This window comes from Staphylococcus pseudintermedius, from assembly GCF_034042775.1.
In the GTDB taxonomy this organism is placed as follows: Bacteria; Bacillota; Bacilli; order Staphylococcales; family Staphylococcaceae; genus Staphylococcus; species Staphylococcus pseudintermedius.
In genome coordinates, this window is the sequence record NZ_CP120150.1 from 2330626 (window position 1) to 2357527 (window position 26902).

Here is a 26902-nt window from a genome sequence, read left to right on the forward strand (position 1 = left end):
AGGTATATTATAACAAATTTCTGAAGCTTTCATACAATGTCAGCCATCGTCTTCAAAGCGGAATGATAAGCATACTTGATGTCTAAGTGAGACACATCATTTTCTATAGCCGTATCACTAAAATGCAATAAAAAAGCAGGACTGTATGTGCACAGCCCTACTGTTGTCTCTTATTCAAAATTATAAAGTGGTGTAGAAAGGTAACGCTCACCATTACTTGGCAATACCGTTACAACTGTCTTACCTTTACCTAGTTCTTTCGCTTTTTGAATCGCCGCATAAATTGCCGCACCTGAAGAAATACCGCCTAAGATACCTTCTTCTTTAGCAACACGACGAGATGTTTCCATCGCTACTTCATTGCCGACTTTAATAATTTCATCATAAATTTCTGTGTTTAACGTACCTGGTATAAAGCCCGCACCTAAACCTTGTAATTTATGAGGTCCTGGTTCGCCACCACTTAATACTGGTGAGTCTTCAGGTTCGATGGCAACGATTTGAATGTCTGGATATTTTTCTTTTAACACTTTACCAGCACCTGACAAAGTACCACCCGTACCTACACCTGCTAAAAAGGCGTCGATGGTACGGCCTTCAAATTGTTCTACAAGTTCTGGACCTGTTGTTAATTCATGCACTTTGGGGTTAGCTGGGTTTTCGAATTGTTGTGGTTCAAAATAGCCATGTGTCTCTTTAAGTTCTTTCGCTTTTTTAATTGCACCTTTCATCGCTTCTGCACCCGGTGTCAATACGAGTTCTGCACCGTAAGCTTTTAATAAGTTACGACGTTCCATACTCATTGTTTCAGGCATTGTGAAAACAGCTTTATAACCTTTTGCCGCACATACAAATGCTAAACCGATACCTGTATTTCCTGAAGTAGGTTCGACAATTGTATCGCCTGGCTTAATTTTGCCTTCTTTTTCTGCTTGTTCAATCATCGCTAAGGCAATACGGTCTTTCACAGAGCCGCCTGGATTCTGATATTCTAATTTCACATAAATGTCTGCAGCATCTTCACCTGCTTGATGACGTAACTTAACAACAGGTGTTTGACCAATAATGTCTGTAATATTATCCACTGGTTTTCTGACCATCCTCAACAACCTCACTTTTCAATTAATTTTCTCGTTAAAACATAGCTATTATATCGGATATCTATAGTGTACCACTAAATGTACGCGAGCAAAAGCACATTCTAAGTCGCAACTGTTTTTTATCAAGATATCGACCGATGTTAACGCCTATATCGTTTAAAAGGCTCGCATACTCCATTCTATATCATTGAAGACCGAGAAGAAATGAAGTCGTTTAAAAGTGACTTAATTAGCCATCAATTCATGTGAGACGATAACGATTTTGAAATTGTTCATCAAACTCAAAACTTGCCCTCATGTGCTAAAGTTATCAATGTAAAATTGCCAAAATGTAGGGGGATTGAAAAACCGCCAATGCTACTTCTAATATAACAAGATCATGAAGTGTTGGCGAGTTAAGACAAGTCTCTGGAAAAGCGAATCCATACCGGCAACCTTAAAGAATGCGTGTTCATGAGGGCAAGTTAAGGAAAATATTAAATTAAATATCATCAAAATTTTTATTCCAGCTTGTTACATGTGTTTAAGATGGCATTTCAGCAAGTAACGCCTTCAATTCATCTTCGGAAAATGAATAACGTGAGCGACAGAAATGACATTCCGCTTCTGCACCGTGATCTTTTGCAATCATATCTTCAATTTCGGCTTGACCTAAACCTTTGATCGCATTTAAAAATTTATCGTGGCTACAGTTACATTCGAATTCAGTCGGCATGCTTTCTAAAATTGTCACATTGTCTTTACCTAAAATCGTTTCTAACATTTCTTCTGGTGTTAAACCTTCATCAATTAATGTCGATACAGGTTTCATCGTGCTAATCGCTGCTTCTAAACGATCGATGGTTTCATCTTTGGCACCCGGCATGACTTGAAGGATAAATCCTCCTGCTGCTTTGATAGAGTTATCTGGGTTAACAAGTACACCAACCCCCACTGATGAAGGGACTTGTTCACTGTTCGCAAAATAATATGTGAAGTCTTCACCGAGTTCACCTGAAATGATAGGGCTACTCCCTGTATAATAATCACGCATGCCCACATCTTTTACGACATTGATTGCGCCCGTTGTTCCGACTGCACGACGCACATCTAATTTGCCTTGTTCATTGAGCGGAAAGTGCGTTTGAGGATTCGTCACATAACCTCTCACTTTCCCTTTCGCATCTGCATCAGCAATAATTTTACCGATTGGGCCATCGCCGTCTACCGTTACTGTTAATTTTTGGTCACCTTTTAACATAGCACCCATCATTAAACTTGCTGTCATTGTTCGACCTAAAGCTGCAGATGCAGTGGGCCACGTATAATGACGCTTTTGTGCTTCTTGAATCGTTTCCGTTGCGTTTACACTATATGCACGAATTTCTCCGTTAAAGGCCAACGCTTTTACTAAATAGTCATGTGTCATTTTGCTATATCACTCCTTAAATTTGTGCAGTTTATTCTGTGTTATTGATTAATGGTCATCTATGTCCGTCGCTATTTTAATTGGAGGGTCACTACTTTGCATTATCATACGCGGAAGTCTCGTACGACTCAACTAAAATGCTTCCTACAACTTTATCATGTATAGAGGTAAATATAACTTTTACATTCAAATTAGCGAAAGTGGAGAGGCCATAAAATTTGGGATGCGATTGATGCGGTATTTTATTTAACTTGCCCATAATGATTTTTGGCTTTGATTGCCCTCATGACTTCGCTTTCTTACTTTTTTGCAAGTGCTTTTATCAAATTTTATCCCCACTTATACCATCATGCTTTTGAAAAGGGGCACCACTTCACCATCAGTGTTCACCAATTATAAAAAGGGCTTTTCTTAAAAGTGTTCTGCTTTCAAGAAAAGCCCTGATGCTTATCGCTTATTGACGTGGCGGTTGATCATTACCTGGACGATCAATGTTTGGCTCTTGTTCATAACCCGTTGTATCGCCATTGTCATTTTGTTGTGTGTCTTCACTGTCTTTTGGCTCAGTCTCATTGGTTGTTTCGTCTTCATTGCGTCGTTCTGATTGATCACGGTTTGCGCGTCCTGTCAATTCTTGTTGTTCTCGACGAATGTCATCATAAGACTTACCATATTTCCCTTCGTCAAACGCTTTATTTTCAGAATGGTTAACGACTTTTGCATCATCATAATTCACTTCTGGTAAATGCCCTTCATGGAATAATGATTGAATTTGTTCTGCAACCAATGTTTCTTCAGTTAATAACGTTTTAGCGATTAATTTTAATTGGGATTCGTGGTCTAACAAGATTTGTTTACAACGTTCATATTGTTCTTTAATGATGCGTTGTACTTCTTTGTCAATTTCAAAGGCGATTTGACCTGAATATTCAGGTTCACCCGACATGTCTTTACCTAAGAAGACTTGTCCGCCGCCATGTGAGAATTGTACAGTACCTAGTTTTTTACTCATACCGTATTTCGTCACCATTTCACGTGCGATTTGTGTAGCACGTTCAAAGTCATTTGACGCACCTGTTGAGACTTCGTTAAAGATAATATCTTCAGCGACACGTCCACCGAGTAAACCACAAATCTTATCGAGTAATTCTGGTTCAGTCATTAAGAAACGGTCTTGTTTAGGTAACATCATTGCGTAACCACCCGCTTGACCACGTGGTACGATAGTTACTTTGTGCACCACTTCAGCTTCGTCAAGCACCATACCGATGATAGTATGTCCTGCTTCATGATGGGCAACGATATTACGTTCTTTTTCAGAAATGACACGCGATTTTTTAGCTGGACCTGCAATAACGCGGTCTGTCGCCTCTTCAATATCACGCATATCGATTTTTTTCTTACCACTACGCGCCGCAATTAAAGACGCTTCGTTGAGTAAGTTTTCTAAATCCGCACCAGAGAAGCCCGGTGTACGTTGTGCAATCGCTTTAAGGTCTACTGTTTCGTCTAAAGGCTTGTTTTTAGCATGAACATGTAAAATGGCTTCACGGCCTGTCACATCTGGACGTCCGACTTGAATTTGACGGTCAAAACGGCCTGGACGTAATAACGCAGGGTCTAAGATGTCAGGACGGTTTGTCGCCGCAATCATGATGATACCTTCATTTTCACCAAAACCATCCATCTCTACAAGAAGTTGGTTTAATGTTTGTTCACGTTCATCATGCCCACCGCCAACACCTGCTCCACGTTGACGACCCACTGCATCGATCTCATCTATAAAAATGATACACGGCGCATTTTTCTTCGCATTTTCGAATAAATCACGGACACGGCTCGCACCAACACCGACAAACATCTCAACAAAGTCCGAACCACTAATTGAGAAGAACGGCACACCTGCTTCACCCGCTACTGCACGTGCAAGCAATGTTTTACCTGTACCTGGTGGCCCTACTAATAAGACACCTTTCGGGATACGTGAACCCATTTGTTTGAATTTCTTGTTATCTTTCAAAAAGTCAACAATTTCAATGAGTTCTTGTTTCTCTTCATCTGCTCCCGCAACATCTGTGAAGCGTACACGGCCTTTTTGACTATCGTACATTTTCGCTTTGGACTTACCAAAGTTCATCATACGACCGCCACCACCGCCGCCTTGTGCTTGGCTAAGGAAGAAAATAAAGAGTAGAGCAATCACTAAAACAGGAATTAATGTAGAAATAATACTTACAAATACACTCTGTCCTTCTTCTTCTTTAACAGTAAAATCTAATCCTTTTTGGTCTTTGGCTGTTTCAGTAACTTTATTCAATTCTTGATCATTATTAAACAAAATTGTTGAGGCATAATCGTCATTATTTTTTAACTTACCGCTCACTTTATAAACATTATTTTCTGGTTGAATTTCTAAAGATTTCAGTTCTCCATTATCCAACTTTTGAATAAATTGCGTGTAAGTTAACTCTTTAGGTACATTTCCATTGCCGTTAATCCATGAAAATAGCCCAAAGATAACAACGCCGACAATGGCTATAAACAGCACATTACGAAAAGCTTTCTGCATGCGTCGTTTCCTCCTACTTCAAATATAAAACTAATAAAAATTTTACCATAATTGTTACACAAATGGCTAGTAATTGACTTTTATCAACGCTAGGGACATGCCCCATTCAACGCGATTATTTTGCGTACACTTCAGATTTTAGCGTACCAATATAAGGTAAGTTACGATACTTTTCTTGATAGTCCAAACCATAGCCAATCACAAACTCATCGGGAATTTTTTTACCAACATATTTCGCTTCAATATCCGCTTTACGACGGTTTGGTTTATCGAGTAATGTCACAATTTCTAATGAGTTCACACGGCGAGATTGTAATAATTCTGTGATAGATTTTAATGTCGTACCCGTTTCAAGAATATCTTCAACGATTAACACATCTTTATTTTCGATTGATGAACTTAAATCTTTTAAAATTTGTACTTCACCTGTTGATTCTGTACCACCGTGATAACTTGATACATCCATAAAATCAATCGCAAGTGGCAAGTCGATATGTTTAATTAAGTCTGTCATGAATAAGACTGACCCTTTTAAAATACCGACACAAAACAGATCTTTCCCCTGATAATCTGCTGTGATTGTTTCACCTAATGTACGACAAATCTGTTGAATGTCCTCCTCCGTTAATAACACTTCTTTTACATCATTTTTCATGTATGTCATCTCCCATAAATTGAATCTTAATTACACCTTGATAGTGTTGCTGAATATACAACGTGCCTACAGCTAAAATGTCTCCATGCGTCGTTTCGATGATCGGTATTTGTGCTCTCAAATATGCAGGAACTTTTGCATCAATCATCAGCCGTGATACTTTTTTATGATGCCCATCATGTCGTGCAATACGGTCGCCGGGTTGACGAGAACGAATGCACAATTTTGAGCCAGGCAAATCAGTCATGTCAGTAATCTGAACGTCATAACAACCAAAGCGATACGTTCCCGCTTCAGTCACCTGTATAGTATATGTATCTAAGCTTTTTTGCATTGGCGCCATTATTACTAATTTATCATACACGATATCAGCATGCCATTGGTTTGTGTGCATCAATTGTGTTTGTGCGACCGGACCAGCTAATTTTTGTAACCAATCAGCATACGCACGCTCACTTATCGTAACGGTATCCTCAAATTGATGCAACAATGTATCCAAGGTTAATATTTTAACATGGTACGTCAAGGCGTTGAAAGCGTTTCTTGATACAGTAAAAGAATGTGCGTTTGTTGTCACAAATCGCTCGATAAAGTTGTCTACTTCACGTTGCATCAACATGAACGCTTCATCATACCACGCTTTAAGTTTTAGCAATTGTTGCGACTTTAACTGCGCATTCTCGTCAATTTGTGGCAAGATTCGATTGCGAATATCATTGCGGACATAGGTATTGCTTGCATTCGACGTATCTTCAAAATAAGGGACATCATGTTGCTGTTGATACGCTCGAATGACATGTTTCGATGTATTTAACAACGGTCTGTACAAACGATATCCGTTACGCGCTTCAATGGTTGACATGCCGAGCGAACTGCGTGTACTTTTCCCAGTAAACAACCGGTAAAAAATCGTTTCCACTTGATCATCCTCGTGGTGCGCAGTGAGCAAACCGTCCGCGTCCAATTGGTGCATCATCGTATCAAACCATTGATAACGCATCTCCCTTGCATCATTTTGAATACTTCGTCCTTCTGCCACCACATCCGACAAGTCCAGTCGCTTCATATAGAACGGAATGTCATGCTGTTCACAGTAATGTTGAATGAATGTTGCCTCTTGCTCTGACGCCTCTCTCAAGCCATGATGTACGTGTAAACAAGTCAATTGGCGATACGTTAATGTCTCATCATATAGCAATTGATGCAGCAGTACCATACTATCAATTCCTGTCGAAACCGCAACGACGATATGGTCTGTAGCCTTCCAGTTTTGTTGCATATCGATGCCACTCCTACATTAAAATAGAGGCTGAGAGTCAAAGTTATCCTTCGTTTCTCAACCTCTAAGTGATTATCAATACTTAACGACGTGAACCTCTGCCGCCACGTCTTGATTCTGTTTGACGCTTAATAGAAGTAAGTCTGTCTTCACTATCCTTTAAAAAGTTAGATAGCTTTTTCTCAAAGTCTTCTGGTTTTTGCGCCGGTTTTTGCTTACGCGGGCGCTCTTTTGCTTTTTTAATAGATAAACTAATTTTACCATCATCTGCAATAGATAATACTTTTACTTCTACTTCATCACCGACTGTTAAATGGTCTTCTACATTTTCGACATAGTTGTCTGCTACTTCACTAATATGAACTAGCCCACTTTTTCCTTCAGGCAACTCCACGAATGCACCAAATTTTTTGATACCAGTGACTTTACCTTTTAACTTACTTCCTACTTCGATTGACATTGTTATAATGCATCCTCCCGCTTTAGTTCGATATATAGTTCTATTATACGTTTGTTTAACTGTTTTCACAATGGCAAATTGAACATCGCCTTTTTTCTTTACGTTTTTTACTTGTTGACAATCCAAGTCTAAAAGTTTGCTACTTTTTCCCGGACTGCTTATCGTTCTTGGCGTCCTCTGGTAATTTAAAAATAATTTCACCATCATTACTTAAATAGTACTCATCTCTCGCGATTTTTTCGACATACGCTTCATCATTCAGATTGTTCAGTTGTTCTTTTAATTCAATTTCTTGATCTTGTAACTTTTGATATTGTGCTTCTTTCTTTTGACGTTCTACTGATGCTTCGTGGTTCCCTTTCACTTGTACCATCAACATAATTAACAGCACAATAATGATGGCAAGCAATATCCCTCCGAAAACAGAGATGCGTTTTTTTACAACTTTTTTCCGGCGTTCATGTCGTTGCTTTTTAGCATTTTTTTGGCTTGTATACTGGTTGCCGATATTTTGAATTTTTTGGGCCATGGGGCGTCACCTTTCTTTATTTACCCTTTATTGAATGCGCGCTTCTTTAACGAGTTCGAACATCCCTTTAGCATTTTCTTTTGTCGCATGCTCATTTAATCCTGTGACTTTAACCGTAACGATTTTTTGACCAAATTGAATCACTAACTCATCATCTATTTTCACGTCTGTCCCCGCTTTGGCAGTGTGCCCATTCACCGCAACACGACCTTGATCGCTCAGTTCTTTAGCGAGTGTACGACGTTTAATTAATCGTGACACTTTTAAATACTTATCAAGTCTCATAATTGCCCCCCTGTTCTATATAAGCTTTAAGTTCTTCTTCCGTAAAGTCTTTATTTTTGACTTCATCATACAATTTTAAGAAATAGGTCGCAAATACTTTCTCAAATTTAACGCGTTCTTTTTTACCTTCTGCTTGCTTTTCAGTTTGCCAAATCGATTTCACATCGTCGACATTTTGCGCACTTTCATCACCAAAAATGTGCGGATGACGACGAATCATCTTTTCAGTCAAACTTACTACGACTTCACGCGTATCCATGTACCCTTCTTTACGACCGATATTCGTATGCAACAACACTTGTAACAAGATGTCGCCGAGCTCTTCAATCATATGCCAATCATCTTCGTTATCGATCGCTTCAAATAACTCGTACGTTTCTTCAAGCAAATAGCGCTTTAACGTTTGGTGCGTTTGGACTTTATCCCAAGGGCAACCATGTTCATCGTCAACTAAACGCGCAATCACTTGATCCGCATAATCAAAGTCACCATACAAGGCTGTCTCATCAGTCACTTTCGGCACAAAGACGCTCGTTAAATTCGTATACGTCACATCATGATCTAATGCATATATTGGACAACGCATCACTTGTGCCCCACCTTGATGTGCCCCGTCAACGACCATCACTTCAAAGTCATCCGGGTAACGTTCCATCAAGGATAACTTTAAGTTACCGGCAACCATGTCACTATAAACTTGCGTAATGACTGTTGCTGTCCGCGGATTGAGCATGTCCACCGTTAACGCTGTTGCATCTAACATCGTAAAGCCATCGTTCGGGTCGACATCGACCGCTTCAAATACATCATCAATAAAGCTACGTCCACCTAACACTTTAACTGCCACATTGTGTTTGAGTGCATTTTGCAACAATAACTGTGTCGTTGTCTCAGCCACGCGCGGATGACCCGGCACAGCATACACAATGTCTTCATGTTGCGCATATTCGAACAATCGCTCTGTTATCGCTTGATACACTGGTTCGAACGTTTCATGCGCTTCGTATACATCGTCAAAACTTTCGATCGCGATGCCTTCTAATTGTGCGATTACGGGATGATTTTTCGTACGCACATAAATTTTAGCTTGTTGTTGAATTAATTTGTAAATACTAACGGGTAATTCGTCTAAACCGTAGTTCCCTAATCCTATAATTGTCAGTTGGTGTGTCATGACTTTCTTCCTTTCTCCCACGAAATGACTTTGTCGCCAAACGGTAAATGAATCCACTCTTCTTCACTTAAAATATTGAGGTACAAGAGCATGAAGACGATGGTACCCACGCCGACCATCGCTACAATAAGAAGTTCAATCAAACCTCCGAAACGTGTCTCAGTAGGAATAAGATAATGACATAATTGTACAACAGTTGTCATGACCAATAAAGCTAAAACCAGTTTCACATAAAACTTTCGCAAAGCGTGAAGACGATAGAGCTGTACGACACGATGATGTAAGACCACAACAAACACGACTAAAGAACTCACCGTCGCTACACTTGCACCCAAAATACCAAACAACGGAATCACGATGATGTTGAGCACACCTTTTGTAACGATTCCGATGACGAGCGCTTTCATAATCATACGAAATTCTTCATGCACTTCTAGCAACGCGATGTACATCATAATGAGTGACACGCATATGACAGTCAACATATATAGCGACAATGTGCCTGTCAATTCTGCGCGTTCAAAAAAGACACGGTTAAGTAACGGTATTAAATTAATCAGCCCAATACCGCTCGCACTGCTGATTACAATCGTAATCTTCAGTGAGGCATTCGCATAACTATACATTTGTTGGCGCTGCCCGTTTTTCTTCGTATCTGTCAATAGTGGAATTAACACGAAACAGAAGGTCGTTGTGACGATAAGTCCCATTTGAATAAAGGACGCACCACGATCGAAAATCCCTTTTTGCGTAATCGCTTCATCAAACGTGAGTCCAGTACCGTAACGCAACATATTCACAATGGTAAAGCTATCGACCACTTGCCATAAAATAACGATTAAATGACTGATTGCAAAGACGACTGTCGCAATGAAAAAACGACGCCACTGCAAGTTTTCTTGATCAATAGACGTAGTAGAAAGATGACTTTTGAAAGCTAAAAACACCGTCGCTACTACAAAACCTGCAGTTGACGCGACAATGGCCCATGTTCCCGCCTGATAAATCGACAAGTCCTGAAAGACAAACAATCCAATCACAACACCGATTAAACCGACGCGAACCAATTGTTCCAACACTTGTGAATACGCAGGCATGTGCATTTCGTATTTGGATTGAAAATAACCACGCAACAAACCGAGTGCCCCAACAGAAACAAAACTGAAACTTGCCGCTCGAATCATCGGCGTTAATTGCGGATCACCCATTAACAACGCGACCACTTTCGCACCGATGAACATCAGCGCGCAAATGACTATACCTACACTTGTCAATATTCGACATAACCGAATGAAGAATGGTTTTGATACACGCTGATGCCCTAACATTTGAGTATACGCACTCGGCAACGCATTGCTCGACAAGACCACACCTAATGCGACAATAGGATAAATTTGTTGATACGCATACAATCCTTCATCACCGAGTACATTTTGATAAGGTACCCGATACAAAGCACTCAATACTTTGACGACAATCAATCCTAACGTCAGGACGACGACACCATTAAATGCTGTGTTAGATTTCATGCGGGAGTCTCAAACTTTCTTCCAACGTCTTCGCTAAAAATTTCAGTGATTCGAGCCATTGTTTTCCTTTTGTCAACGTCACTTTCATACAGCCATCTTGTACGCCGACTTTCATTGCACGACCGAGCGCGATTGTATTTTTAAATAACGCTTCACCGTCAATATCATTTGTACCTTTTGGGGTCAATAAAATTTCAATCGTTTTGCCTGTATCTTTCACGGACTGCACACCGACGTGAAGGAGATGGACTTTAATCTCTACAGAATCTAACAATTGCTCAACCTCTGTTGGATACGCATTGAAACGATCAAGCAATTCATCTTTAATATCCATCAATTGCTCCATACTTTCAGTCGCTCTCAACTTCTTGTAAATTTCAATTTTCGCTTGTTCATTACGAATGTATTCAGCTGGTAAATATGCATCGAGTTTCAAATCTAACTCAAGCTCAGGAACCGGCGTTTCTTCTTTAATGCCACGTTTTTCGTTCACCGCTTCTTCTAACATTTGTGAGTACAAGTCAAAGCCGACCGAATCAATGAAACCGTGCTGTTGTTTACCGAGTAAGTTACCTGCACCCCGAATGTTCAAGTCACGCATCGCAATTTTAAAGCCACTGCCAAGTTCGGTAAATTCTTTAATTGCTTGGAGACGTTCTTCAGCAACTTCATTCAATACACGGTTCGTTGCGTGAAGGAAATACGCATACCCGATACGGCTCGAACGACCGACACGTCCACGTAATTGGTACAGCTGGCTCAAGCCAAAACGATCGGCATCTTCAATAATGAGTGTATTTGCATTCGGTACATCGACACCTGTTTCGATAATCGTCGTCGTCACTAAAATGTCGTACTCTCCATTAATAAAGTCGAGCATCGTTTCTTCCAAGTCACGTTCTGGCAATTGACCGTGCGCGACACCAATTGAAGCGTCTGGCATCAACATTTGAAGCTGTTCACGTTTTTCATATATGGAACTGACACGGTTGTAGAGATAAAACACTTGGCCATCTCGAGAAAGTTCCCGTTCTAAAGCTTCTTTAATAAAGTTAGTGTTTTGCTCTAGGACGTACGTTTGGACTGGGAAACGGTTTTCTGGTGGTGTTTCAATAATCGACAGGTCACGCACGCCCAACATACTCATATGCAACGTACGCGGAATCGGTGTCGCAGTTAATGTCAGTACATCGACATTTGCTTTTAACTGCTTAATTTTTTCTTTGTGACGCACACCAAATCGCTGTTCTTCATCGACAATGAGTAAACCTAAATCTTTATACTCAACTGTTTTACCGAGTAACTTATGTGTCCCTACAACGATGTCCACAAAGCCTGATTTCAAACCTTCTTTTGTCTCGCGCACTTCTTTAGGAGTACGGAAGCGGCTCATTAAATGAATTTCGACAGGGAAATCACGCATCCGCTCAATCAACGTTTCATAATGTTGTTGTGCTAAAATGGTTGTCGGTACTAAAAATGCGACCTGTTTCCCTGACATAACTGCTTTGAACGCCGCTCTGACAGCCACTTCAGTTTTACCGTAACCTACGTCACCGCATAACAGACGGTCCATAGGTCTTTGGCTTTCCATGTCATTTTTAATTTCGATAATCGATTTCGCTTGGTCATCCGTTAAATCATATGGGAAGTCCATTTCAAACGCATATTGTTCTGCTGTATCTGGCCCAAATTGATAACCGACAGATTGTTCGCGTTCTTTATATAAAGCTATCAGTTCGTCCGCAATGTCTTCTACACTGCGCTGAACTTTCGCTTTCGTTTTCTTCCATTCACTACCGCCTAACTTACACAGCTTTGGCGATTTATCTTCCGAACCTACATATTTTTGCACTTGCTCCATTTGATCAACAGGTACAAAGAGTTGGTCTGTGCCTTGATATTGAATTTTAATATAGTCGCGGTGTACATCACCTACCGCTAGTGTTTCCACGCCGAGGTAGCGACCTACACCATGATGCACGTGCACGACATAATCGCCGACATTCAATTCTTGGTATGATTTAATTTTTTCCGCATTACTTAATGTTTTACGACGCTTTTTCGTGCTCTTTTTCTGCTTAGACTTAAACAATTCACGTTCTGTCACCACAACGAGCGACATGTAAGGGAGTTCGAAGCCTTCTGACAAGCTGCCCTCAATGATTGCCGCATGTCCCGCCGCCATTGTGTCAACGTCAGGCTCTAACAGTGTAGGGATATGCATTTCGCTTAACATCGCCTGAATACGTTCTTTTTTCGTTGCCGTTTCTACCATGACGACGACACGGTCTTCTTGTCGCATATAGCGTTGAAATTCAGAAGTCATGATGTCGTATTGCCCGTAAAATTGTTGGACCGGTTTACATGAAAACTTAATCATGTCGTCTAACTTCATTTGCATTGAGGCAGTAAATAACGTGAAAAACGTAATTTTGAACTGGCGTAACATTCGATCAAATGCCTCATCATCCATAAAACGCTGTCCGATAAAGCCTTTACCACTTTCAATCAAATTTTGTAAAAAGTCTTCAGTTTCAACCGACAAAGATTCCTCAGTTTCGCGAACACGATTGTATTCATCAACTAAAATGATCGCATTATCTTTAAGGTAATCTAAAATGGTTGTAGGCTTCTCATACATAAATGCAACTAAACGACGCAATATCTGGGGATCAAAATGCGTATCCTCAACCATTTGAAAACTATCATACGTCTCTTTCAAATCTTGGCGTACTGACTTGTCAATTTTAGGTCTCGTCGTTTCGTAAGCAGACTTCAACGTTGTCATCATCTGTTGTCGGACGGCCTCTGTCATAATATAATCATGCGCTGTCGTAATTTCCGCGCTGTCGATATTTTCTGATGAACGTTGCGTTTCTACATCGAATTGACGAATCGAATCCACTTCCGTATCGAACAGTTCAATTCGAATCGGTTCACCTAGTAACGGATACACATCAATAATGCCTCCACGCACCGAAAATTCACCAATATTGGACACGACCGATTCACGTCGGTATCCCATGCTCACTAATTTTTCCAAAAGCGCGTCAACCTCAATATCGTCGCCCACTTCAAAAGTCATTTGATGGTCACGCCACATTTCTTTAGGTGTGAGCAACTTTTTCAAGCCATTTAAGGGGACGATAAATAACCCGCGACGATCATTCGCGAGTGCTGTTAACGTTCGTACGCGTTCACTCATCAATTCTGGGCTTTGCGTTGAAAATTCTTCTGTCATCATATCTTGAACAGGATATTTATACACTTCATCATCCGGAACAAACTGTAATAAATCTGCTTCAATCTTGTCCGCCTGATATAAATTATTTGTAACCAAAACAACTTGGCGGTGGTCCGATTGATAAAGTTCCGCAATGATAGATGCTTTCGCGGCAGGGGTTAATCCTGTCACGAGCACATTGGATTGACCGACTTGCTCTGCTAAATCTTTAAATCTCGAGTCTCTATTTATAATTTCATTGATTATTGATTTCACTTAGCCTCACCATTATATCGATTCATTACATTTTCGAATTTTTCGTTTCCTATAAATGCTTCCACTGCATCTGCCACATGTTGAATGACTGTATCCATCACTTTCATTTCATTGGTTGAAAAGCGCTGTAATACATAATCCTTGACCGCCATCCCATTCGAAGGACGATCGATACCAATACGAATCCGTTTAAAGTCGCTCGTGCCTAACATTTGGATGATTGATTTCATGCCGTTATGACCACCAGCGCTGCCTTTTTGACGCAAACGTACATGACCTTGTGCTAAATCTAAATCATCGTACAATACGAGCAAATCATCAACCTCAACATCATAGTAATCCATCAGAGGGGCCACTGCTTCACCTGACAAATTCATCAAAGTCAATGGTTCGATGAGCATCACTTTTTCACCATTGATGCGCTCTATCGTATATGCACCACGAAACTTTTGCTTGTCAAGTTTGATTTGATGTCTATCAAGTAGATGATCGATGACTTCAAAACCGATATTATGTCTCGTATATTCATATTTCTTCCCTATATTACCTAAGCCTACAATACACTTCATCATTGACCTCCATGTTTGTCTTTCTCCTACGCTCTATTCATCATTTGCGTTTAATATCCCTATATTAACACATTTGACCTTGAACTTGGTGAATCGTCCTATTCCTATTATAGAACTTCTATTCGAAACACTCACAACTTATCGAAAATTCGAAATCGCGATACGATGACATTCAAATCCGAATAGGCGTTCATGCCACGTTTAACACCATTAATCATGTCTTTTCACATTATGCAACGGCACAAATCACGAATGCTTTTTTCACGTTTCTCATATTGAACTACTTTTCAGCAGGCATTCTTTTTCATTGGCCATTTCAAAAAAGGGCCATCGCTTGGTACGCCCCTTTTTTAACATTTGTCTCCATCGTGTCGCCTTGAACCAAAAGTTAACGACAACGCTAAAAAGAGCTGACACCCATAAGGCTCAGCTCTTCTTGCAATGATATTGATATCATTTTTATTCTTCTTTTGCTTCCTCTTCTGAAGATTCACCCACAACTTCTGGCTCTTCTTGAGTAGATGCGCCTTCCATTGCTTCGATTTCTTCTTCAGTTGGCTCTTCAGTAGGTGCAACAACTGAAACGATTGTATCTTCAGCTTCGTTTTCGATAGTGAAGTCACCAGAAACTTTAACGTCAGCTACTGATAAGCTGTCGTTGATGTTTAATTCGCTAATATCCACTTCGATATATTCAGGAATGCTGTCTGGTGTAGCAGTAATTTCTAAGTTGAATAATGGTTGTTCAACTACGCCACCTTCTTTAGCACCAGGTGCTTCACCAATTAAGTGAACAGGTACTTCTACAGTACGCTCTTCAGTCATATTGATTGCTAAGAAGTCAATATGTGTAATTTGGTTTTTAAGTGAGTCGTATTGATAATCTGATACCATTACTTTGATTTGTTTTGAACCTACACCAAGTTCAATCACACCGTTACGTCCAACTTCACGAATCAATTTGATGAATTCTACTTCATCTACTTTAACTGATACGTTTTTAGTACCGTAACCATAAACAACTGCTGGTACTTTACCTGCTTCACGGATCTTACGTAAGTCACCGCGAGTTTGTTTACCTTGACGAATAATAGACTTTAATGAAGCCATATTCATTTTCCACCTTTCCATTGCACACTGTTGTGCTGCACTTGCCCATCAACCTATGTTGCTTGCAAGTGTGTATTTGTCCGTATTGACACGAACAGACCCATTTTACACGAGGGCTGATAATAAGTCAACATGCATTAGTCAAATAATACACTCACAGATTCGCGTTCATACACACGTACAATCGCTTGTGCTAACAATTCTGCTACAGAAAGTTCTGTAATATTGTTTGGCTTTTGTTCGTCGTTTAATTGGATTGAGTTCGTTACGACTAATTCTTTAATGGCTGAATTTTCAATACGCTCTTTCGCTGGACCTGATAATACTGGGTGTGTACAACATGCGAATACTTCTGTGGCACCTTTATCTTTTAACGCTTGCGCCGCTAAAGTAATCGTACCCGCCGTATCAATAATGTCATCAATAATAATCGCTGTACGTCCTTCAATTTCACCCACGATATTCATCACTTCTGCCACATTCGGTTTTGGACGACGTTTATCAATAATTGCGATAGGTGTTTTCAGAATATCTGCTAATTTACGTGCGCGTGTCACACCGCCATGGTCTGGTGATACAACAACACTTTTTTCTGGATCGATTTCTTTATTTTTCAAGAAATAGTCCGCTAAGATTGGTACACCCATTAAGTGATCAATCGGAATATCAAAGAATCCTTGAATTTGAGGTGCATGTAAATCTAATGCAATCATACGATCCGCGCCAGCTGTTTCGAATAAATCAGCAACTAACTTCGCTGTAATTGGCTCACGGCTGCGGGCTTTACGGTCTTGGCGTGCATAACCGTAGTATGGCACAACAATAGTAATGTTTGCTGCTGAAGCACGTTTACATGCATCAATCATAATAAGAAGTTCCATCAAATGTACATTTACAGGGTTAGAAGTCGGTTGGATAATGAACACATCACAACCACGAATACTTTCTTCAATATTAATTTGAATTTCACCATCACTAAAACGTTTAACTGTACATTTACCTAATTCAACACCTACATGATCTGCGACTTCTTGTGCAAGTGGTTCGTTACCTTTCAACGAGAAAATTTTCAAAGACGAATTTTTATATTCGGTGTTTAACATTATTATGAATCCTCCAATTTTGTTTTGGTCACTCTTTTTATTTACAACAGACCGTTTTTAGTCTTTCATGTGAAACTATTGCTCTTTTTGAGTCATGTATCCCGGTTTTGTCACTTGTTTTGAGCGCGCGAGTGCTAAGCTATTTTCAGGGATATCGTCTGTAATTGTAGAACCTGCCGCAATAAGCGATCCGTCTCCTACAGTCACTGGTGCGATGAGATTCGTATTACAGCCGATAAACGCATCTTTACCTACAATCGTTTTAAACTTATTGACACCATCATAGTTCACAGTGATGGAACCGCAACCGACATTCGTTCTTGCCCCAATTTCTGCATCGCCAATATAACTGAGATGTGATACTTTTGCTTCGTCGTCTAAGCGCGCTTTTTTAATTTCAACAAAGTTGCCGACTTTCGTTTCTTTGCCCAAATCTGCGCCTGGACGTAATTGTGCGAATGGCCCTACTGTAGACTTGGCACCAACGACTGCATCAGTAATCACCGAATGCTTAATCGTCACAGCGTCATAAATGTGACTATTGTGTACTTGAGAATATTGACCTACTGTGACACCTTCACCGACAACGGTATGTCCCGACAATTGAACACCTTGCTCGATAATGGTATCTGCACCGATTTCAACTTCAGCACCAATATAAGTTGAATCAGGATCAATCAAGGTTACGCCATTTTGCATGTGGTACGTATTGATACGTTGGCGAAAAGCTTTTTCAGCTCGACTTAACGCCACACGATCATTGACACCCATAATCTCCTCGAAATCATCCGTATGATAAACTGCGACTTTACCCTTATTTTGAAGAATTAACGTTAAAACTTGCGGCAAGTAGTATTCACCTTGCGCATTGTTGTTATCCACACGTTCTAACATCTCAAATAGCGTCTGATTATCAAAAGCGAAAATACCCGAACTGATTTCAGTGATCGCTTTCTGACTGTCATTGGCATCCTTTTCTTCAACAATTTCCATCAATTGACCTTGTACATCACGGACAATACGACCATAGCCAAACGGTTGAGACGCTGTCGCTGACAATACAGTAGCTTGTGCGCCTTCTTGTTCGTGATGTGCCACCAAACGAGACAATGTTGCACTTGTAATTAACGGTGTGTCACCACAAACGACAAGTGTAATCCCTTCTTTTGCTGATAAATGCTCAGCTGCTGTCTTTACAGCGTGTGCCGTACCAAGTTGTTCTTGTTGAAAGCTATATAAAGAAGTATCCCCTAACTTCTCTTTTACACTTTCCGCGCCGTGACCGACAATAGTGACAACTTGATCGACACCAGAAGCACGCACTTGATCAATGACATGACCAATCATCGGCTTCCCGGCAACTTGATGCAGCACTTTAGCTTGCTTCGATTTCATCCTTGTGCCTTTACCCGCTGCTAAAACGATTGCATGTTTTTGCATGGCAATGAACCCTCCATTATCTTATACACTTCTATACAATTATAATTTAACCGTGCACACACTTTCAAGGCGTAAACCTATAAAAGCCCTTTCAACACCTTAGACATTCTAGCTATCCGTTGTTCACCATGCGCCGTGAAACGATTTTGTCGATACCACTTTCACTTCCACTTAGATAAAAATTTGATGCCACCCAATAAAAAATGATTACTAGACAACTTCTTCGTAATAAAAAAGGCTTTGCCATGACCACAATGACAAAACCTCATAAAAAGAAAAAACTATTCAACTTCTTCTGTATCTTCTGACGCATCTGATGTTGGTTTTTGAGCAGGTAAAACCTCATCAGTTTCATCATATACTTTCATTACCGCATCTTGAATCTCTTGTCTCATTTCAGAGTTGATTGGATGAGCGATATCACGGAATTCACCATCTGGTGTGCGTTTACTTGGCATAGCTACGAATAAGCCTGAATTACCTTCAATCACTCTCAAATCGTGAATAACGAATGATTCATCTAAGGTAATTGACACTAAAGCTTTCATTCTGCCATCTGTTTGTATTTTTCTAAGTCTAACGTCTGTCACTTTCATGTAGTGAGCCCCCTATAGTAATTTAAGTATACTTTATATAGTATGTTTTTTAAGAAGTCATAATCTTAACTTTTTTGATTATATCTCTTTAACCTCAGCAACCATTTCAATCTCTATTTTTACATCTTTCGGTAAACGTGCGACTTCCACTGCACTTCTCGCAGGACGGTGTGTGTCAAAGTATTTTGTATACACTTCATTCACTTTTTGAAAGTTTTCCATATCCGATAAGAAGATTAAAACTTTAACAACGTGATTCAAATCTGACCCCGCAGCATCCAATACCGCTTTTAGATTCTCCAACACTTGCTCAGTTTGCTTTTCTACATCATCGCTTACAATTTCCCCCTCCAGATTCAATGGTATTTGACCAGAAGTGTAAACGAGTCCGTTGACGATTGAAGCATGTGAGTAAGGTCCAACTGCTTTAGGTGCATTGTTCGTATTAATGATTTTCAAATAATTGAACGCTCCTTTTACCCTTTAAAATTTAGATAGACTGTTCCCTGACTCTACTTTAAATTCTTGATTGTATTCATCGACATCAGAGAGACGTACTAAGGAAGTATAATCTTCAATCAGTCGTTGTTTGACTTCTTTGGATTCTACAAGTACTGATACCCCTTTTACGTGGGCTTTAAACTCATTCATTAAATTCATAACCCCATTAATTGAACCACCAGCACGCATAAAGTCATCCACAACTAACACGTTTGAGTGTTCCTTTAACGTACGTTTAGATAATACCATTGTTTCGATTTTCCTTGTCGATCCTGAAACATAATTGATTGAAACTGTTGAACCTTCTGTAACCTTATTGTCTTTACGAATGACAACAACTGGTAAATTGAGCACACTCGCAACTGCATTCGCCAATGAAATCCCTTTTGTAGCAATCGTCACAATCGCATCCAACTCTTCTTGCATGTAAATCGTCGCAATGAGTCGGCCCACACGTTTTAACAATGCAGGATTCCCCATAAGATCAGAAAGAAATAAATACCCTCCTGGTAATAAGCGCTCTTTTTCTTGCAAGAGTGCTATCACTTCTTCAATCACTGCTTGCGCCTCATCCTTTTGCATTTGCGGGCGATATTTCACACCCCCACTTGCGCCAGATATGGTTTCCACTGTACCCAATCCTTCTTTAACCAATGTTTCCTTAATAATTTGAACGTCTTCACTAATTGATGATTTCGCTTGTTCAAATTTGGTTACAAAATATGTCAGTGGTACAAGCTTGTTCGGATTATTGATTAAGTACTGAGTCATATAAACAATACGTTCGCTTCTTTTGTATCGCATTGCTGTCACCCTTTCTCTTTTTTACCCCAGTGTCCTTACGAGATAGACATCATTACAACAACCGCTCACTGCATTAAAAATATGGCGGGCTTGTCGTTCGCGTTGTGCAAAACCGTATACTGTCGGGCCGCTACCACTCATCAATGCACCATCCGCACCGTTATTGAGCATATTTGTTTTAATTTTAGCAATTTCCGGTTGGAGTTGCATAGAAACAGGCTCTAAGCGGTTAGACAAACTTTTGCATAGCGCATCATAGTCATTCTCTTCAATAGCTTTTAAACATTGCTCTGTATGAACTGGGAAAGGTTGACTCAAATCTAAACCACCATAAATCTCTGGTGTCGATAAGCCGGCTTGTGGTTTAGCAACAATGACCCAAGCTGAAGGCGTTTTCGGTAAAATCTCGAGAATTTCACCACGTCCTTTACAAAGTGCCGTAGTGCCGTACACACAAAATGGCACATCCGAACCAATCGCCGCAGAAAGCTCGCTCAATTCATCAAGTGAGCGATTTAATTCAAACAAACGATTCATACCACGCATGGTTGCTGCTGCATCACTTGAGCCTCCTGCAAGCCCTGCTGCGACAGGAATGTTCTTTTCTAATGTAATCGTTACACCTTGCTTAATTTGGTAAGTTTCTTTCATCAAAAGTGCTGCTCGATAAGCTAAATTACGATCATCAGAGGGAATAAACGTTTCATCAACCTTTAAAACGATACGTGAATCATTTCTTTTCTCAAATGATAACCGATCGCTCAAATCGATTGTTGTCATAATCATTTCAACTTCATGATAACCGTCATCTCTTTTGTACAAAGTATCTAATGTCAAATTGATTTTAGCAGGCGCTGTTTCATAAATCATTCCAATTTCCTCTTTCCAAATGGTATTACTGTGATTTTAACACATAACCGTTTCAAAGTGCGCTCATACAGATTAAAATTCCCAACCCCAACAAGTGATAAGGCTCTATAAAAAGCAAATCATCGTATCACCGGTGTTCAACGCACCTTCACGTGTACAAGAATAACGTATCACAAAAGTTTTCATCGCCTTAGTTTAACAACAATGCTTCAAATTAAAAAGTTTGATGCAAGTTATTTTCGTCCTCATCGATATAAGTGAAAAGGGATTTGGCGGGAAATGTTGTCACTTTGCCCAATAAGACTGTGTGTTGAAAGACATCCCTGCATAATAAAAAACCACTCTACTCACATCAGTAGAATGGTTATTATGTAGATAGTCTCTGTATATTTAGTGTGCGATTACTTCTTGTTGTAACTCATCTTCTACAAATGATACTTTGACATTTTCAGTCAATACATCTGCATAAGTATAAGATACACGTTCAAAATTATGTTTCTCTGGGTCCAATTCTACAACGAACACTGACGGATAAGTCTCAGTGAGTACTCCGCAACGTTCAATTGTTTTTTTGCGACCTCCATTAGCTTTAAGTACAATACGATTTCCTAATTGACAATCAAGAGAGTTTTTGATGTCTCCAATAGATTTTGGCATATTGCTCCACCTCGCTACAAGTGTATTATAACACACCTAGAAGTGTTTCGTCAAATAAAATTTTAATTTTAGCAAGGTGGAAAGCTGTTGTCAATCAATTTATAAGGACAAATTCGGGAAATTTTCCAATTCCGCATACAAACGTGCATATTCTTGTATCGATAACGTTTCACCGCGACGTTTTGGATCAATATCCGCTCGTTCAAGCCATTGCATAATGGTCTCTTTTTGTTCTTTACCATTTTCAAATAAGTTTTGATAGTTGTTGTAAATGGTTTTACGTCTTTGGCTAAATGCGCCTTTCGTCATTTTGAAAAATGCATTCGGGTTGTCAACATCCACAATGGGCGACTCGCGCTTCATCAATTTCACAACGATAGAATCGACATTAGGAGGTGGCATAAAGACCGTTTTCGGCACTGTGAGCACCCTTGAAGTCTCCGTATAATATTGTGCCACAATGGATAAAGAGCCGTACGCCTTAGTGCCGACTTGCGCATTTAAACGTTCACCGACTTCTTTTTGCATCATCACAACATACCCATCAATATTTAAATCTTGCTCAAGCAATGTTAATAAAATTGGTGTCGTAATATAATAAGGCAAATTCGCAACCACCATAATTTTCTCACAGTGGGACAAATGCTGTTGAATCGCCTCAGCAACATTTGCCTTTAAAATATCTTCGTTGATTACAGTCACATTGTTATAAGGCGATAATGTATCGTCAAGCACAGGAATAAGCCGTTGATCGATTTCGAACGCTAAAACATGTTGTGCATTTTTAGCAAGTTGTTCTGTAAGCGACCCCATCCCAGGACCAATTTCAATGACACCTGTCATGTGATCAATCCCACTTGCATCAATAATACGATTAATAATATTCACATCGATTAAAAAGTTTTGACCTAAGCTTTTTTTAAAGTTAAAGCCATATTGATTTAATAGTGCACGTGTTCTTGATGGCGTGGCAATATCTTTATCATGCATATCTTTACTCCTCTTCTTCTAATGCTCGACGTACATCCGCTTCCGTATAGCCGAATGCATTAAGCTTTTTTAATAATTGCTTCCCGTTAGAATGACCAATGTGCAAACGTTTGCCTAGAAGATTTCGACGGTGTCTTGCGGCAGGACCAATGATTAAGCCTAGGTCAATGAGCACATCTTTACTAATCGTTTCATGTGCTTCAGATAACGGCGTTGACACGTGCATCAATGCTTCACGAATGTCTTCTAAACTCGCATGTTCGACACCAATTTTCCCACGTTTATTTTTAGCACGTTCACGGTCAATAAAGGCATGTTTCACACCCGGCACTGCTTCACGAATCGTCGTTCTAATTTTATCACCCGGGAAATCAGGGTCCGTTAATACAATCACACCACGTGTCTCTTGTGCTTGACGTATGACATCTAAAATATCTTGGTCAATCGCACTTCCATTTGTTTCAATCGTATCACATGTGACAGCACGTTGAACACGCTCCGTATCATCCCGACCTTCTACTACAATAAATTCATTGACTTTCACCTTTGCACCTTCTTTATATTTGTCATCATGTTTGTTTCATTATAACCCAAATAATTTTTCTGCATTTTCCGTAGTTTGACGTGCGACCTCTTCATATGAAATGCCACGTAACTGCGCAATTTCTTCAGCAACTAAAGTGACACGTGCAGGTTCATTACGTTTACCGCGGTATGGGTGCGGTGTTAAATAAGGCGCATCCGTTTCGACAAGGAGACGCTCCAATGGTACATGTTTTGCCACTTCTTTCGGTTGTTTCGCATTTTTAAATGTTACTGGCCCACCTAAAGAAATGTGAAAGTTTAACTTATTAATGACCACATCGGCAATTTCTGGAGAACCGCTAAAACTGTGCATAATGCCACCCACTTCTTCAGCATGTTCTTCCATCAAGATGTCAATACAATCTTGTGTCGCTTCTCGATTGTGGATGACGATTGGCAACTTCACACGTTTCGCTAACGCAATTTGTTTACGGAATACTTCTTTTTGAATATCTTTCGGTGATTTGTCCCAATGATAATCTAAACCCATCTCACCAATACCAATCACTTTAGGATGTTCCGCTAACTTTTCAATCCACGCTAAACGTTCATCTGTAAAGTCAATCGCATCAACCGGGTGCCAACCAATAATGGCATAAATAAAATCATAATCCTCTATCAATTGCATCGCGCGCTCAATCGTCTTCGTATCAAAACCCACCACAAACATGCGATCCACGCCAGCATCAAGCGCACGTTGAATCACATCTTCTAGGTCTTTGTCGTATTGATCTGCATTCAAATGCACATGAGTGTCTATTAACATAAAAATCCTCCTCCATCTATCAAAATCGCACACTTCCATTGACGTATTGCTTCACTATTACCACGATTCATACCATACCACACATCAACAAAACGCCTGGCACATCTACTCTCTCACCTCTAAAACTGAAGAGTGCTGTGATGTGGCTAATCTTGTCATGTAAAATTTGTTTCAAGTAAAGTACTATTACTTATTACCAGCTTGCGGCACTCACCCAGATTGCAAGAATCGTGCAAGACTCCTAAGGCATCTGCTGAAGTCGAAAATCCAATTTGGCTTCCACTAAATGCCCACTTCCATCAAGCCAAATTTAGTTGAGACTTCAGCGCCTTGGAAAGCGTAGCGCGTTTCAGCAATCCGCAATCCGTCACTACCCCAAAATGTTCAGCATGAAATAAAAGAGTGAGACACATCAACATCACCGTCTCACTCTCCTCAAACACCTACTTAATCACAGCACCATTCTGCACCGCATTCGGTAAACTAATCAACGTCAACACATCATCTTTCTCCGCAGACAAAATCATCCCTTCAGATTTTTGCCCCATCAATTTCGCAGGCTTCAAATTCGTCACAACTGCAACTTTTTTACCAATAATATCCTCTGGTGCATAAAATTGCGCAATGCCTGAAATGATTTGACGTTTTTCATAACCAAGATCTACTTGTATTTTCAATAACTTATTAGACTTTTTAACTTTCTCAGCATCAATAATTGTCGCTGCCTTTATTTCCACTTTATCAAAATCTTTAATATCAATTTGTGCTTTGTCAGGCACTTCTTCTTCAACGCTTTCTTCTTTTGGCGGTTGCATTGATGCCTTAATATAGCTCACTTCCGCTTCCACATCGAGACGTGGGAAAATCGGTTGTGGCTTTTCTGTCACCATAATCGGTTCTGTCAATTGACCGTAAGTTGCCAAACCTTCAAAGCCGTGTAATGCTTCGTTATGAATATGCAGTTGTTCAAATATTTGATAAGGGGCATGTGTTAAGAACGGACGTAATAACACTGCCGCAAAGCGAATGTTTTCAACGAGATGCGCCATCACATTGCCTAACGCTACTTTTTGAGATTCATCTTTTGCTAAAATCCAAGGTGTTGTTTCGTCAATATATTTATTCGTACGACTGATCAACTTCCAAACTGTTGATAATGCGACAGAAAACTGCAACTTATCCATACTTTCATGATAAGCTTGTACCGTATCCAACGCCATTTGTTCCATTTCTTCATCCAGTTCATGCGTTGGACCTTGATATGCAGGAAGCTCGCCATCAAAATACTTATTAATCATCGAAATTGTACGATTGACTAAGTTACCTAAATCATTCGCTAAATCAAAATTCGTACGATCCACGAAAGCTTCAGGTGTAAATACACCGTCCGAACCGAATGGTAATTCACGCATTAAATAGTAACGTGTCGCATCTAAACCATAACGATCAATCAATACATTCGGATCCATCACATTCCCTTTAGACTTACTCATTTTACCATCTTTCATCAATACCCAACCGTGGGCAAACACTTTTTTAGGTAATGGTAAATCTAATGCCATTAAAATAATCGGCCATATAATAGAATGGAAACGCACAATCTCTTTCGCCATTAAATGAATGTCTGCCGGCCAATATTGACGGAATAAATGGTCGTCATCCGTTAAGTAACCGAGCGCTGAAACGTAGTTCACAAGCGCATCTAACCATACATAAACGACGTGTTTCGGGTTAGAAGGCACTTTGACACCCCAGTTAAAAGACGTTCGTGATACAGCTAAGTCTTCTAAGCCAGGTTTAATAAAATTATTGATCATTTCATTTTTACGTGAAGGGGGCTGAATGAACTCTGGGTGCGCATCATAAAAAGCTAATAAACGGTCAGTATAGTTGGATAATTTGAAGAAGTAACTCTCCTCTTTCACCAATTCCACTTCATGACCTGAGTCTGGACTTTTACCACCCACAATTTTACCGTCTTCATACACGGGGTCTACCAGCTGCGTTTCAGTGTAGAATGTTTCATCCGGTACTGAATACCAACCTTCATATTCACCTAAATAGATGTCGCCTTTTGATAATAATTTTTCAAAGATTTTTTCAACGACTTCTGTATGACGACGCTCTGTAGTACGAATAAAGTCATCATTAGAAATATCTAACTTTTCCCATAATGCTTTAATATCTTTAATCATACCGTCTAAATAATCTAGCTCTGACATTCCTGCATTTTGAGCTTTTTCTTGAATTTTTTGACCGTGCTCATCAGTCCCAGTTAAATAGCGTACATCAAAGCCTTGCAAACGTTTATAACGCGCAATGACATCGCCTGCTACTGTTGAATACGCGTGTCCAATGTGTAAATTCCCACTCGGATAGTAAATCGGTGTTGTAATATAAAAAGTATCTTTCACCATCAGC

The 26902-nt window shown here is 39.8% G+C and carries 24 protein-coding genes; all 24 read right to left on the bottom strand.

Annotation, left to right across the window (positions count from 1 at the left end; translation table 11 throughout):
* Window positions 1-170: 170 nt before the first annotated feature.
* Entirely contained in the window at window positions 171-1100 is a 930-nt protein-coding gene (gene cysK, locus P3U61_RS11090) for a cysteine synthase A (protein WP_014614792.1), read from the bottom strand.
* A 523-nt stretch (window positions 1101-1623) separates the two neighbouring features.
* A complete protein-coding gene (hslO, locus tag P3U61_RS11095; RefSeq protein WP_014614793.1) occupies window positions 1624-2508 on the bottom strand; it encodes an Hsp33 family molecular chaperone HslO in 885 nt (294 codons plus the stop codon).
* Window positions 2509-2962: 454 nt separating this feature from the next.
* On the bottom strand, window positions 2963-5077 hold the full coding sequence (gene ftsH / locus P3U61_RS11100) for an ATP-dependent zinc metalloprotease FtsH (RefSeq protein ID WP_015728595.1): 2115 nt from the start codon (window positions 5075-5077) through the stop codon (window positions 2963-2965).
* A 115-nt stretch (window positions 5078-5192) separates the two neighbouring features.
* Window positions 5193-5732, bottom strand: coding sequence for a hypoxanthine phosphoribosyltransferase (gene hpt / locus P3U61_RS11105; protein WP_014614795.1), 540 nt, complete (start codon window positions 5730-5732; stop codon window positions 5193-5195).
* Window positions 5722-7011: a tRNA lysidine(34) synthetase TilS gene (gene tilS, locus P3U61_RS11110; RefSeq protein ID WP_101457716.1), complete on the bottom strand. Its 1290-nt coding sequence runs from the start codon at window positions 7009-7011 to the stop codon at window positions 5722-5724. The genes hpt and tilS overlap by 11 nt, the downstream gene beginning before the upstream one ends.
* A gap of 82 nt (window positions 7012-7093) precedes the next feature.
* Window positions 7094-7471, bottom strand: a complete 378-nt coding sequence (locus P3U61_RS11115) for a S1 domain-containing RNA-binding protein (RefSeq protein WP_014614797.1) — start codon at window positions 7469-7471, stop codon at window positions 7094-7096.
* Window positions 7472-7610: 139 nt separating this feature from the next.
* Window positions 7611-8000 carry an FtsB family cell division protein gene (locus tag P3U61_RS11120; protein WP_014614798.1) on the bottom strand — a complete coding sequence of 130 codons (390 nt, stop codon included), beginning with the start codon at window positions 7998-8000 and terminating at the stop codon, window positions 7611-7613.
* A gap of 27 nt (window positions 8001-8027) precedes the next feature.
* Window positions 8028-8285, bottom strand: coding sequence for an RNA-binding S4 domain-containing protein (locus P3U61_RS11125; RefSeq protein ID WP_014614799.1), 258 nt, complete (start codon window positions 8283-8285; stop codon window positions 8028-8030).
* Window positions 8275-9459, bottom strand: coding sequence for a MazG nucleotide pyrophosphohydrolase domain-containing protein (locus P3U61_RS11130; protein WP_101457714.1), 1185 nt, complete (start codon window positions 9457-9459; stop codon window positions 8275-8277). The genes P3U61_RS11125 and P3U61_RS11130 overlap by 11 nt, the downstream gene beginning before the upstream one ends.
* The gene (locus P3U61_RS11135; RefSeq protein ID WP_101457713.1) at window positions 9456-10988 is read right to left on the bottom strand and encodes an oligosaccharide flippase family protein; all 1533 of its coding nucleotides are present in this window, start codon (window positions 10986-10988) and stop codon (window positions 9456-9458) included. The genes P3U61_RS11130 and P3U61_RS11135 overlap by 4 nt, the downstream gene beginning before the upstream one ends.
* A complete protein-coding gene (gene mfd, locus P3U61_RS11140; RefSeq protein WP_373366407.1) occupies window positions 10978-14481 on the bottom strand; it encodes a transcription-repair coupling factor in 3504 nt (1167 codons plus the stop codon). Before mfd ends, P3U61_RS11135 begins: the two co-directional genes overlap by 11 nt.
* Before the next feature lie 5 nt (window positions 14482-14486).
* Window positions 14487-15059 carry an aminoacyl-tRNA hydrolase gene (pth, locus tag P3U61_RS11145; RefSeq protein ID WP_014614803.1) on the bottom strand — a complete coding sequence of 191 codons (573 nt, stop codon included), beginning with the start codon at window positions 15057-15059 and terminating at the stop codon, window positions 14487-14489.
* Between the two features lie 459 nt (window positions 15060-15518).
* Window positions 15519-16169 carry a 50S ribosomal protein L25/general stress protein Ctc gene (locus tag P3U61_RS11150; protein ID WP_014614804.1) on the bottom strand — a complete coding sequence of 217 codons (651 nt, stop codon included), beginning with the start codon at window positions 16167-16169 and terminating at the stop codon, window positions 15519-15521.
* A 137-nt stretch (window positions 16170-16306) separates the two neighbouring features.
* Window positions 16307-17272, bottom strand: a complete 966-nt coding sequence (locus tag P3U61_RS11155) for a ribose-phosphate diphosphokinase (protein WP_014614805.1) — start codon at window positions 17270-17272, stop codon at window positions 16307-16309.
* 75 nt (window positions 17273-17347) lie between these two features.
* Complete coding sequence (gene glmU, locus P3U61_RS11160) at window positions 17348-18712, bottom strand: bifunctional UDP-N-acetylglucosamine diphosphorylase/glucosamine-1-phosphate N-acetyltransferase GlmU (protein ID WP_015728592.1); 1365 nt, start codon at window positions 18710-18712, stop codon at window positions 17348-17350.
* Between the two features lie 281 nt (window positions 18713-18993).
* Entirely contained in the window at window positions 18994-19308 is a 315-nt protein-coding gene (gene spoVG / locus P3U61_RS11165) for a septation regulator SpoVG (protein ID WP_014614807.1), read from the bottom strand.
* 78 nt (window positions 19309-19386) lie between these two features.
* A complete protein-coding gene (locus P3U61_RS11170) occupies window positions 19387-19767 on the bottom strand; it encodes a RidA family protein (protein WP_014614808.1) in 381 nt (126 codons plus the stop codon).
* A 24-nt stretch (window positions 19768-19791) separates the two neighbouring features.
* Window positions 19792-20613 carry a pur operon repressor gene (purR, locus tag P3U61_RS11175; protein ID WP_014614809.1) on the bottom strand — a complete coding sequence of 274 codons (822 nt, stop codon included), beginning with the start codon at window positions 20611-20613 and terminating at the stop codon, window positions 19792-19794.
* Window positions 20614-20634: 21 nt separating this feature from the next.
* The gene (ispE, locus tag P3U61_RS11180; protein ID WP_014614810.1) at window positions 20635-21483 is read right to left on the bottom strand and encodes a 4-(cytidine 5'-diphospho)-2-C-methyl-D-erythritol kinase; all 849 of its coding nucleotides are present in this window, start codon (window positions 21481-21483) and stop codon (window positions 20635-20637) included.
* Between the two features lie 390 nt (window positions 21484-21873).
* Window positions 21874-22140, bottom strand: a complete 267-nt coding sequence (gene veg / locus P3U61_RS11185; RefSeq protein WP_014614811.1) for a biofilm formation stimulator Veg — start codon at window positions 22138-22140, stop codon at window positions 21874-21876.
* Window positions 22141-22239: 99 nt separating this feature from the next.
* Window positions 22240-23130 (bottom strand): 16S rRNA (adenine(1518)-N(6)/adenine(1519)-N(6))-dimethyltransferase RsmA, encoded by an 891-nt coding sequence (gene rsmA / locus P3U61_RS11190; RefSeq protein WP_014614812.1) that lies wholly within the window; start codon window positions 23128-23130, stop codon window positions 22240-22242.
* 4 nt (window positions 23131-23134) lie between these two features.
* A complete protein-coding gene (gene rnmV, locus P3U61_RS11195) occupies window positions 23135-23674 on the bottom strand; it encodes a ribonuclease M5 (protein ID WP_014614813.1) in 540 nt (179 codons plus the stop codon).
* A 39-nt stretch (window positions 23675-23713) separates the two neighbouring features.
* On the bottom strand, window positions 23714-24481 hold the full coding sequence (locus P3U61_RS11200; protein ID WP_015728591.1) for a TatD family hydrolase: 768 nt from the start codon (window positions 24479-24481) through the stop codon (window positions 23714-23716).
* Window positions 24482-24924: 443 nt separating this feature from the next.
* Entirely contained in the window at window positions 24925-26898 is a 1974-nt protein-coding gene (gene metG / locus P3U61_RS11205) for a methionine--tRNA ligase (RefSeq protein WP_101457836.1), read from the bottom strand.
* Between the last annotated feature and the right edge of the window lie 4 nt (window positions 26899-26902).